This window comes from Faecalicoccus pleomorphus DSM 20574 (assembly GCF_000420345.1).
In the GTDB taxonomy this organism is placed as follows: domain Bacteria; phylum Bacillota_I; class Bacilli_A; order Erysipelotrichales; family Erysipelotrichaceae; genus Faecalicoccus; species Faecalicoccus pleomorphus.
Map to the genome: position 1 here is coordinate 36,401 of NZ_ATUT01000001.1, position 12,157 is coordinate 48,557.

9 protein-coding genes are annotated in these 12,157 nt (G+C 40.5%); 7 read left to right on the forward strand and 2 right to left on the reverse strand.

The window, feature by feature from the left end:
• Positions 1–10: 10 nt before the first annotated feature.
• Together G413_RS0100170 and G413_RS0100175 are read right to left on the reverse strand one after the other, a co-directional pair.
• Positions 11–2,098, reverse strand: coding sequence for a glutamine synthetase III family protein (locus G413_RS0100170; RefSeq protein WP_022788933.1), 2,088 nt, complete (start codon positions 2,096–2,098; stop codon positions 11–13).
• Between the two features lie 36 nt (positions 2,099–2,134).
• Complete coding sequence (locus tag G413_RS0100175) at positions 2,135–3,766, reverse strand: CTP synthase (protein ID WP_022788934.1); 1,632 nt, start codon at positions 3,764–3,766, stop codon at positions 2,135–2,137.
• Between the two features lie 218 nt (positions 3,767–3,984).
• Here G413_RS0100175 and G413_RS0100180 point away from each other — a divergent pair, with 218 nt between their 5' ends.
• The 7 genes from G413_RS0100180 to G413_RS0100210 all read left to right on the forward strand — a co-directional run bounded on the left by G413_RS0100180 (position 3,985) and on the right by G413_RS0100210 (position 12,154).
• A complete protein-coding gene (locus G413_RS0100180) occupies positions 3,985–5,151 on the forward strand; it encodes an AI-2E family transporter (protein WP_022788935.1) in 1,167 nt (388 codons plus the stop codon).
• 57 nt (positions 5,152–5,208) lie between these two features.
• Positions 5,209–6,186, forward strand: a complete 978-nt coding sequence (locus G413_RS0100185) for a helix-turn-helix transcriptional regulator (RefSeq protein ID WP_022788936.1) — start codon at positions 5,209–5,211, stop codon at positions 6,184–6,186.
• Complete coding sequence (locus G413_RS0100190) at positions 6,167–7,642, forward strand: DUF2779 domain-containing protein (RefSeq protein WP_022788937.1); 1,476 nt, start codon at positions 6,167–6,169, stop codon at positions 7,640–7,642. Before G413_RS0100185 ends, G413_RS0100190 begins: the two co-directional genes overlap by 20 nt.
• The gene (locus G413_RS0100195; RefSeq protein ID WP_022788938.1) at positions 7,635–8,612 is read left to right on the forward strand and encodes a hypothetical protein; all 978 of its coding nucleotides are present in this window, start codon (positions 7,635–7,637) and stop codon (positions 8,610–8,612) included. The genes G413_RS0100190 and G413_RS0100195 overlap by 8 nt, the downstream gene beginning before the upstream one ends.
• Positions 8,613–8,671: 59 nt before the next feature.
• Entirely contained in the window at positions 8,672–9,514 is an 843-nt protein-coding gene (locus G413_RS0100200; protein WP_022788939.1) for a sulfide/dihydroorotate dehydrogenase-like FAD/NAD-binding protein, read from the forward strand.
• Position 9,515: 1 nt separating this feature from the next.
• The gene (gene gltA, locus G413_RS0100205) at positions 9,516–10,898 is read left to right on the forward strand and encodes an NADPH-dependent glutamate synthase (RefSeq protein ID WP_022788940.1); all 1,383 of its coding nucleotides are present in this window, start codon (positions 9,516–9,518) and stop codon (positions 10,896–10,898) included.
• Positions 10,899–11,566: 668 nt separating this feature from the next.
• Positions 11,567–12,154: a uracil-DNA glycosylase family protein gene (locus G413_RS0100210; protein ID WP_022788941.1), complete on the forward strand. Its 588-nt coding sequence runs from the start codon at positions 11,567–11,569 to the stop codon at positions 12,152–12,154.
• The last annotated feature ends 3 nt before the right edge of the window (positions 12,155–12,157 follow it).

The following is a 12,157-nucleotide window of genomic DNA, read 5'->3' on the forward strand; positions in this document are numbered from 1 at the left end:
TGGCAACCCTTTACTGTACAGATTTGAAAAGAAGATCATTGTAATCTGGTAATGGCCAGAAATCTTTAGGAATGTTTTGTTCGATGGAATCCGTCAGTGTTCGTATAGCTTCCATAAGTGGTAACAATTCATCCGCTGCATATTGTGCTTTTTCTTTTTCACTGGCTGGCACTTTATCAATCAAGTTTTCTAAAGTTTCCAGATGATTGGATACAAATTCCAATGGTTCATTGATGTTGAAAAGAATCTTTTCTTCCAGTGGAGAATTGATACCACTGGCTTTTTTTGTTTGTATGATCGTTGCCAGCTTTGCTTCGTATTCAAATACAGCCGGTAAGATCTGTTTTCGCAACATATAAGCCATTGTTCTAGCCTCGATCAAAACGACTTGATAGTAATTTTCCAGGAGAATGTTTTCACGGGCATGGAGTTCATTGGCTGAATATACTTTATGTTTTTCAAACATCGCCAGATTTTTAGGATCCGTATAATGCGGCAGAGCATCTGCTGTTGTCTTTAATTCCTGCAAGCCTCGTTTTTTGGCTTCCTGACGCCATTCTTCGCTATATCCATTTCCGGAGAAAAGAATTCGTTTATGTTCTTTGAGCGTTTTTTGAATCATGGAAATCACATGCTCGGTTCTTTGTTCTGGTGCATAGTTTTCCAGTTCATCGGCAAACTGTGTTAATTCTTCGGCTACGATCGTATTTAAAATCGTATTGGGACAGGAGATGTTCAAGGATGATCCCAACATACGGAACTCAAATTTGTTTCCGGTAAACGCAAACGGAGAAGTACGGTTACGGTCGGTGGAATCCTTGGAAATCGGCGGTAAGGCACTAACACCTAACTCCAATTTACGATTGGTATTTTCCACATATTCCTTTCCTTGTTCAATTGCTTCCAGGATAGCGGTCAATTCATCGCCCAGATAGATGGAGATGATGGCCGGTGGTGCCTCATTGGCTCCCAGTCGATGATCGTTTCCGGCACTGGCAACGGAAAGTCTAAGTAAATCCTGGTATTCGTCAACTCCTTTGATGATGGCCGCAAGAATCGTCAAGAAACGAATGTTGTCTTTTGGATCATCACCTGGCTCGAGGAGATTTTCATGGCTGTCGGTACTAAAGGACCAGTTATTGTGCTTACCGGAACCATTGACACCTTCAAATGGTTTTTCATGAAGCAGACAGACGAATCCATGATGGCGCGCCACCCGCTTTAAAACATCCATTGTGATTTGGTTTTGATCGTTGGCGCTGTTTACGGAACTGAAAACCGGTGCTAACTCAAACTGGCAGGGAGCCACCTCTTTATGTTCGGTCTTCGCAAAGACACCCAGCTTCCAAAGCTCCTGATCAACTTCTTCCATATACGCTTTGACTCTTTCGTCAATATTACCGAAGTAGTGATCGTCTAATTCTTGTCCCTTGACCGGTGGTGCACCAAATAAAGTACGTCCGGTAACCATCAAATCCAGACGTTGTTTAAAGAGATTTTCATCGATCAGAAAATATTCTTGTTCCGGCCCAACGGTGATCGTAATCTTTTTGGTATGATAGCCCATCAGATTTAAAAGGCGAACCGCTGCTTTATCTAAGGCATCAATGCTTCGTAAAAGCGGAGTTTTCTTATCCAGCGAAGAGCCATCATAGCTGCAAAACAAAGTTGGTATATATAAAGTTTTTTCTTTGACAAAGGCAAAGCTTGTCGGATCCCATGCGGTATAGCCACGTGCTTCAAAGGTGGCGCGCAGTCCACCGCTAGGAAAACTGGAGGCATCCGGCTCTCCTTTGATCAATTCTTTTCCGCGAAAATCGCTGATTACAGAATTAGGACCGGTCGGATTGATAAAGGCATCGTGTTTTTCGGCCGTGATGCCGGTCATTGGCTGAAACCAGTGTGTATAGTGCGTTGCGCCCTTGTCCATGGCCCAGTCTTTCATGGCATTGGCAACGGTATCGGCAATTTCTTTAGGGAGCTCTTTTCCATGCTCCATGACATCGATCATCTGTTTATAGATCGCATGTGGTAAATAGCGTTGCATCGCAGCAGGCCCGAATACATCACATCCAAAAAATTCGTCAACAATCTTCATACAAGTTCCTCCATTATGTTACTGTTATTTTACCAATTATTTACAATGAATAAAACTCTTTTCATCATTTCGGTTTTTCAGACTGGCTTCGATCAAGCCTACAAAGAGCGGATGGGCCCGGTTTGGTCGGGATTTAAATTCCGGATGGAACTGTACACCGATATAAAATGGATGGTTAATAGATTCTATCGCTTCCACAAGCTGCTTATCCGGGCTGGTACCGGAAATCAACATTCCGTTGTGTTCAAAATCACTGCGATAATAGTTATTGAATTCGAAACGATGGCGATGTCTTTCATCAATTATTTCCTGTTTGTACAAGCGGTTTAACAGACTTTCCGGACGAACGGCACAAGGATAGCTTCCCAGGCGCATCGTACCTCCTTTTCGCATTTCACTGTTCTGGTCTTCCATAAAGTCAATGATCGTATTTTTGCTTAGAGGATCAAACTCATAAGAATTGGCATCGCTCAAACCTAAGACATGACGGGCAAAGGCAATAGCCATGATCTGCATACCCAGACAAATGCCTAAATATGGAATGTTGTTTTGATAGGCATACCACGCCACATCGATCATTCCTTCTATGCCACGATCCCCAAAACCACCAGGTAAGATAATGCCATCGATATCCTTAAAGACTTCATCGAGATTTTGTCCTTCAATCTTTTCAGAATCGATCCATTCTATCTTCACGTCGGCACCACATTTAAAGCCGGCATGGTATAAAGCTTCGCTGACACTTAAATAAGCATCGTGCAACGCAACATATTTTCCGACAAGAGCAATATGAACCGGTTCTTTGGCCGCTTTGATCGTCTGTACCATTGCCTTCCAGTCTTCCAGATCTGGTTGACGAACTTCTAAACCGACCTTTTGACAGATGATATCGGCTAAATTCTGGCCTTCCAACATTAATGGAACTTCATACAAAGAATCTAATGTCGTATTTTCAATGACACATTCTTTAGGGACATTACAGAACAAAGAAATTTTATCCGTTACGCTTTGCGGAATCTTTTCATCACAACGAGCAATGATAATATCCGGCGTAATTCCATAGGAGCGAAGTTCCTTCACAGAATGTTGTGTCGGTTTGGATTTATATTCCTTGCTTCCGGAAATATAGGGAATATATGTCACGTGAATGAAGACGCAGTTTTGTCTTCCGACATCTAAAGCTACCTGTCGAATAGACTCTAAAAAAGGCTGGCTTTCGATATCACCGGTCGTTCCGCCGATCTCTGTAATCACAAAATCCGCTTTTGCATGTCGTCCGGCCTGAATGATGAAATTCTTGATCTCATCGGTAATATGCGGAATCACTTGTACGGTCTGTCCTAAATATTTTCCGTCACGTTCCTTATTTAATACATTCCAATAAACTTTTCCGGTTGTTAGATTGGAATAAGAGTGCAGGTTTTCATCAATAAAACGTTCATAGTGGCCTAAGTCCAAATCGGCTTCCAGGCCATCATCGGTCACAAAAACTTCACCGTGCTGAAAAGGCGACATCGTGCCGGGATCCACATTGATATAAGGATCCAGCTTCTGGCTTGTTACTTTATAGCCGCGCGCTTTTAAAAGTCGTCCTAAGCTGGCAGCACTGATTCCTTTTCCCAATCCGGAAACAACACCGCCGGTCACAAAAATATACTTTGTATCCATGGTCGATCACCTCAATTTCTAATGGAACTATTCTAGTAGAGAGGATGCTTAATGTAAAGAGAAAATGTAAAAAATAAAGTTGATTTTCAAGGATATGTAAAAAAATACAATCCAGAATTTATCATTTGAAGGCAATGCACATAAAAGTAGTAGAAATTTTTTGATTTCTTGAGTTGCGTTTGATTTTGAAGTACAATACTGCATAGGTGGTGAACCGAATGAAACAAAATGGAAGAGCCTTAGAATCCATGATCAAGCGACTGATTTTGTTTACAGCTGTTTTGATCTTACTGATATTCAATGCCAGTCTGATTTATGATTTTTTGATGCGGCTAATTGCGATCTGTTATCCTTTTATTTTTGGGGCAGGTTTAGCTTTTATCTTTAATATCGTCTCAAATGGATTGATGAAATATGCAGGTTTATGGTTCCATGTCAAAGATACGACAGGCCCCCGGGCCATTGCCAATATCCTTGCCATTATTTTTGTCTTTTCGATTATATTAGGCTTTGTGTTTTTATTGAGTCCGCAGTTGTTGGATTCTATTCAAAGCATCGTAGAACAGATGCCAAATGCGTTAAATCATTTTTACGCCTGGCTTTTGAATGTAACCAAACCGCTTGAATCGCTTCATGAACCTCTGTTGGATATGCGTTCTTCTTTAAGCGATGTGGATAAGCTGGCGGATATGTTGCCCGGTTTGTTTGGTTGGGTCTTTTCCGGCGGAGCCAATGGTATTTTTGATTCGATTTACTCCGCATTGACAACTACGTTTTCCGTTGTGGCCAGTGCCTGTATCGCGATCATGTTTTCCTTTATCTTATTATTCAACAAGAAAACGTTTGTTCGTGAATTAAAAGCTTTATTAAAGGCTTACATTCCTGATCCCTATTATGATAAGACGATGCACGTATGCTCCATTGTCAAAAAGACATTTACAAGTTATATTGCCGGAACCAGCTGTGAATGCTTGATTTTGGGAACACTGGTTTTTATCGGCTGTACGATCTTTCAGATTCCTTATGCACTGCTTACCGGTATCATGGTTGCGATCGGTGCTTATGTTCCTATGTTTGGAGCTTTGATCACTGCCATTTTGGCATCCTTGTTTATTGCGGTTGAAAATCCGATGAGTGCCATTTACTTTCTGATCTTGTTTATTTGTATTCAACAAGTCGAAGGCAATTTCATCTATCCAAATGTTGTAGGAAGAAGTGTAGGACTTCCGCCGATGTATGTGATCGTTGCGGTAACTGTAGGTGGCAGTCTTGCCGGTATTCTGGGAATGATCATCTTTATTCCAATCTGCTCATGCATCTATCAGCTGTTGGGAGAAGATATTCGAAAGCGGATCAAATACAAAGATCAAATTAAAAACTCTTAGGAGTTTTTTTTTATACAGTGGGCATGGTACAATTGAGACAGTTTGGAAGTGAGAATTATGAATCGATGTGCATTGACGATTCGCATGTTGATGATATTAAGGGCAAGGGGAACAAAATACCCGGTAAGTACCCGCGTTTTAGCACAGGAACTGGAAACAAATCCTCGAAATATCCGTGAATTTAAAAAAGAGCTGGTGACGGCCGGCTTTAATATCATTGAAAAGAAAGGGCCTTATGGCGGTTATATGTTGGATGAAGAACAGCTTATGCCGGTCACCCGTTTGACAGAAGAAGAAATGGCAGCCTTGGAAGAAGGTATTTCTTTTATGAAAGGACATCCGGAAGTTTCTTTTTATCCGGCCTATCGCAGTGCAATGGATAAGGTGCTCGATGTCAGTCATCAAAAAGTGCCGGTTTCTATACGCTATTTGGAAAGTCCCGGTGAAAAGCTATCTGTAAAACTACAAAGAATGTTGGATCTTGTGATGGAAGCGATTCTGCAACATCGAACCTTACAGCTGGAATATCAAGGGACTAAAAATGAGACCTGTCTGTCTTTTGAACTGGATCCCTATGATGTGATTCATTATCGTAATACGTATTATCTGGTTGGTTTTTCCCATTTACGCAAGGAATATCGTGTCTATCGCTTCAGTGAAAAGCGCATGCGATCGCTAACAAAGACCAAAGATACATTTCTGTGGGATTCCCAATATCAGCTGATGTCTATCATCAGTCGTTTTGGGATCATCAAAAATGATTTTAAGCGTGTGAAAGTGCTGGTCCAAAAAGATCAAGTCGATCGTTTTGAAGAATATAAAGGCTGGGGCGTTGAATTGAAAAAAGAAGCTGAAACGCCTCGTGGTATTCTCTATAGCTTTAAGAGTCCGGATCGCTATGAGCTCTATCGTCAGATTTTTTCTTTTGATGGCAAAGTAACGCTTGTAGAACCCGAAAGCTACCGGGAAGAATTCACATCAAAAATTCATGCTTTTTTAGAAACAGGTGAACCTTATGATGATTCATGTCACTGATATCCTGCATACGCTCCGCTGTGAAAAATATGCCTGGAACATTTATCATAAAATCAGTCTTCCTAAACAATATTTCCATATGATTGAACCATTTTCTTCTTTATGGAAAGCGTATTTAGGACTGGAAGATGCCGTATGTGGACAAGTTGGTGATACCAATGAGATGACCATGGCGAAAATGAAAGATACATCCGTGATTCTTTTTGCCCGTTTCTCTTATGATGAATGTCGAACACAGATTCCTGTATTAATAAAAAGGGAAGAGGGATATCATGCGATCTATCCGTATTTGAGTTGTTATCCCAGGGAAAGTGAAGCCTTCCGCATGAAATTAAATGATCTGATTGCCCAAAAGGCCGGGATATCGATCGTATCGCATGAAATTATCTACATACAGAAAGATTATGTGCGAAAGGAAGAACTGGATCTTCATTCTTTGCTGGTGAAAGGGGACTGCTTTTTCAACCGTCGAAATAATCCATCAAAGAATATCGATGCGTGTGTGCAAGCCATCGATATCGATTTGGATGCCTGCATTGCCAAAACCAGAGAGATCGTAACTCAAAATGAAATCAACATGGAACGAAATAAGAATTGTACGGTCAGAAGACGGTGCAGTTACTATGCTTCCTGTTTTGATGATTCGGTTTTGCCGGATGACTCCGTTTTGTTTTTGACAACTTCACAAAATAAACTGGAAGCGTATCGGCAGGGATTACGTCATATTTCTCAAATGGATATCGATCAGCTGGAAGGTTATCGCCTACAGTATGCACAGTTTATGGCAAGTCGCAATGGCTTTTTTATGGATCGACTGGCCTTGTCACAATGGCTGGATAAGGTAAAATATCCGATCAGTTATTTAGATTTTGAGTGGGATACCTTTGGCATACCACCTTATCCGAACATGAAACCATTTGATGTACTATGTTTTCAATACAGCCTGCATATTGAAACTCGTAAAAAAGAATTGGAACATCGTGATTTCTTTGGCACCAGTGATTGTCGTAAAGCATTTATCGAATCGTTACTTAACGATCTTCCATCCGAAGGTTCGATCCTTGTCTATAATATGGAGGGGGCTGAAAAATTACGACTGATGCAGCTTGCTGAACAGTTTCCGGAATATGCCGATCGCCTAAAAGCAGTTTGCGATCGTATGATGGATCTATCCAAACCATTTGAAACCGGAATCTATTATGATAATCGTATGCGAGGTCATTATTCTTTAAAAAATGTATTGCCTGTTTTTACCGATGAAGTTTCTTATAAACAACTGGCGATCCATGATGGTTTAAATGCAGTGCATGCCTATCGTACGATCGAACAGGCCAGTGCGGCGGATCAAAAAAAGATTCGCGAGGATATTCGAAATTATTGTCGAATGGATACTTATGCGGAATATGTGGTGTATCATGGATTGATAAATCAGATCAAGGAGGAAGAAAATGCCTAATATCATTACTCATACATTATTTGCTGATGAGTTTTTAGAAGATGCCAGTACCAGTTTACAAGAATGGCTGTTACCTAGAAAACAATTGGTGGAAATTGGTGCCAACGGTCCGGATTTTTTGTTTTTTCATGGTTTAAGTCTAACCAGAGCATTTCAAAAAACATCGTTAAGAAAATTAGGAAGCAAAGTGCATTCGCAACATATACGTGAGTTTTATCAATGTGCGCTTGCCTGTATTCGTAAAGAAAAAGACAAAGAGATCCAAAAAGATATGACAGCCTATTTGATGGGACACTTGATGCATTGGTCGCTGGATTCAACGGCGCATCCATATGTGTATTATCGAACAGGATGTAAAAGTGCACAAAGCAGCTGGTGGCACCATCGTTTTGAATCTTTGATCGATGCGATCATGTTGAAGGTCAAAAGAGAACAGACGATTCAGGATTTCAAGGCTTATACGATCACAGATGCTTCTTTAGAACAAGTGCGGGCCATTGCACGTATTTATGTGCCGGTGGCAAGACAAATCTATGGTGTAGATGTTAAACCGCATCAAATTTTAGAAAGCATAGAGGACTGGAATTTTATGCAGAAAGTCTTTTACGATGCCTCAGGTAAAAAATTTCATTTCTTTCACAATATCGAAAAAATGACAAATACAGAAAGCGCTGTTTCCGGCTTCTTTGTTCCTAATCAACCGGAAGATCCATTTGATACGATCAATCTTTTACATAAAGAATGGGTACATCCTTGCGATGATGAAATCAAAAGTACAGAAAGCTTCTTTGATTTGTATGACAGAGCGATGGATAAGGCCTTTAAGGTGAATGCGTTACTTTTGGAGTGTCTGGAGGATTCGACCAGAGACGAAGATTTTTTAAGCTTTATCGGACAGAAGGATTACGATACCGGACTGGAAGAAAAGCTTCCAATGGTTCATTTTGATTTGGTCTATAATTCTAAATGACAAAAATGTAATAAATTTTCAAAGTTTTATGATATAATTTTCAACGGGTGAGGAATGCTATGTATAAAATATTGAAAAAAGAAGCTTTAAATCCGACTGTAACTCGTATGGTAATCGAAGCGCCTTTTGTAGCCAAACGAGCTAAAGCTGGCCAGTTTATTATTTTACGTGTTCGTGAGCAGGGAGAACGTCTTCCTTTGACGATTGCCGACAGCAATCCGGAAAAAGGTACGGTTACGATCATTTTCCAGGTTGTCGGTGAAACAACCATGCTTTTAAACGCACTAAATGAAGGAGATTGTTTAAAAGATTTCGCCGGTCCTTTAGGTAAACCAAGTGTGATCGATGGAAATAAGAAGGTTTGTATCATCGGTGGTGGTGTTGGATGTGCCATCGCTTATCCGACTGCCAAGGCTTTTCATGAAGCGGGTGCTGATGTGACAACGATCGTTGGTTTTCGAAACAAAGATCTTGTAATCCTGGAAGAGGAATTTAAGAAAGTCAGTGATGCCTATTATCTAATGAGTGATGATGGCTCTGTTGGAGAAAAAGGCTTAGTTACCAATAAGTTGGAAGACTTGATCACAGGCGGTGAAAAATTTGACGAAGTTGTGGCTATCGGGCCAATCGTTATGATGAAATTTGTCTCTTTGACGACAAAGAAATACAATATTCCAACTACGGTATCAATGAACCCTGTGATGATTGATGGTACCGGAATGTGTGGTGGTTGTCGTTTGAAAGTTGGAGATGAAATCAAGTTTGCCTGTGTAGATGGACCGGATTTTGATGGCCATTTAGTTGATTTTGATCAGGCTATGGCTCGAAATACGGCTTATAAAAGCTTTGAGGCACATAAGCGAGATGAAGCTTGTCATCTTCTGAATAAGGAGGTTGAATAATATGCCAAATATGCGTCCGGATAAAGTTGCGATGCCAGTTCAGGATCCGGCTGTTCGTATCACAAATTTTGATGAAGTTGCTTTAGGATATACGCCGGAAATGGCGGTTGAAGAAGCAACTCGCTGCCTGCATTGTAAACATCAGCCCTGTGTAAGTGGTTGTCCGGTGAATATCCATATTCCGGATTTTATTGAAAAAGTAGCGCAGGGAGAGTTTGAAGAAGCATATAAGATCATTTCTTTGACCAGCACATTACCGGCCATTTGCGGTCGTGTCTGTCCACAGGAAAATCAATGTGAAAAAGTTTGCGTTCGCGGTATTAAAAACGAGCCGGTTGCAATCGGTCGTTTGGAACGATTTGTTGCCGATTATCACAGAGAACATAATGACACACCTTTTGAAAAACCAAAGTCAAATGGTCATAAGGTGGCCATCGTAGGTGCCGGACCTGCCGGCTTGACCTGTGCCGGAGACCTGGCCAAGCTGGGATATCAGGTAACGATCTTTGAAGCCCTTCATGTTGCCGGTGGCGTATTGATGTATGGTATTCCGGAGTTTCGTTTACCAAAGGAAATCGTGCAAAAAGAAATCAGCCACTTAAAAGAATTAGGTGTAGAAATCATCACAAACTTTATTGTGGGGCGTTCTGATTCCATCGATTCTATTATGGAAGAAGGCTATGAGGCTGTATTTATCGGTTCTGGAGCCGGTCTTCCTAACTTTATGGGATTACAGGGAGAAAACTTGATTGGTGTTTATTCGGCCAATGAATTTTTAACACGTATCAATTTGATGAAAGCGTATCAGGAAGACAGCGATACACCGGTACAACATCCTACCAAATGTGTTGTCGTAGGTGGTGGAAACGTTGCCATGGATGCGGCTCGATGCGCCAGACGTCTAGGCGCTGAGGTGCATATCGTATATCGTCGAAGCATGGAAGAACTACCGGCTCGAAAAGAAGAGGTTGAGCATGCCGAAGAAGAAGGTATCATCTTTGATCTTTTATGTAATCCGGTTCGTGTCATCGGTGATGATCAAGGTTGGTGCAAGCAAATCGAATGTATTCGTATGGAACTGGGTGAACCGGATGAAAGTGGAAGAAGAAGACCGGTGCCGATTGAAGGTTCTAATTTCACTATTGATATCGACTGTATGATCATGGCCATCGGTACAAGCCCGAATCCATTGATTCGCCATACGACAAAAGGCTTGGAAGTCAATCGCAAAGGATGTTTCATTTGTGATGAAGATGGTTTAACTTCCCGCGAAAATATTTATGCCGGAGGCGATGCGGTTTCTGGTGCAGCCACGGTTATCAATGCGATGGGAGCCGGAAAAAGAGCAGCTGCTGCCATTGATAAGAAATTAATGGGTGAATAGGAATGTCTGAAAAGGCATTCTTTTTTATGGTCAAATGAATAAAAATAATTTGTGCTGCTATGATACATTGATTTCCTTGTATAGGGAGGTAGCAATGAAAAGTTTCTATACATCTTCTATTAAGAAACTTTGGCGGTTACATCAAAACAAACACAGAGAGTTTTTAAACTGACAGAGCAGGATGTCTATCAAAAAAACGGTGCAAGTACTTTTTAGAAATCAAGGTATGTATAATAGACTGATTGTGATCTGTTTGCTTTACGCCTGATTTTGGCAGATTCTTTAGCATTTAGTCGATTATTTTTGATTTATATTATATGTGTGCCTTATTATGGTGGCATTAATAAGTCAAAAATCGATTCTTTTTAAGCGAGTTCTTTAGCAATATTGTCATTCATTTTATTTAAATTTTACAAATGAAAGGGTTTACATTTTATGAAAGCGGGTGTACTATAAAGACGGATAAAGTTGAAATAAGGCTCAATTTCAACAACTCACATACTTACATCCTTCCTTATTGTGTGTGAGACAATTTATTCATATCGATTCCTTTCGATACTTGATAAAAAGCACTCTAAGAGTGCTTTTTATCTGTTTTATGCAAAGAAATATATTTTTTTCATAGTAGGTGTTATACTCCTTTCAAGAATAAAGAAAAGGAAATCCATATGCGCTTAGAGACTATCATCAAAGAAATTTCTGAAGATCCAAGAAATGAAGAATTCACGCAAAGAGGTATCTTACCGATTCTGCAGGTGGATCCCCAGGCAAAAATCTGTATAATCGGACAGGCACCGGGAAGACAGGTGGAACAAAATGGGATTCCTTTTCATGATAAATCGGGGCAGACTTTAATGGAATGGATGGGAATCTCCGCTTCGATTTTTTACTCTAATCAGATTGCCATTGTACCTATGGATTTTTATTATCCGGGAAAGGGAAAGACCGGGGATCTTCCACCACGGACCTGGGTTGCCGATACTTATCATAAAAAGCTTTTTGCTCATATGCCTTCTGTGGAATTGACCATTTTAGTGGGAAAATATGCGATGGCACATTATCTACATCACTCCATGAAGAAAAATTTAACCGAGACCGTACGCTCTTTTACAGAATATCTACCTTTGTATTTTCCTATCGCACATCCGAGTCCATTGAACTTTCGCTGGCAACAAAAGAATCCATGGTTCAAACAGGATGTACTACCGGTATTGGGTACAAAAATCGCTGAAATTTTATCTTTGGATGAAGAATGAAAA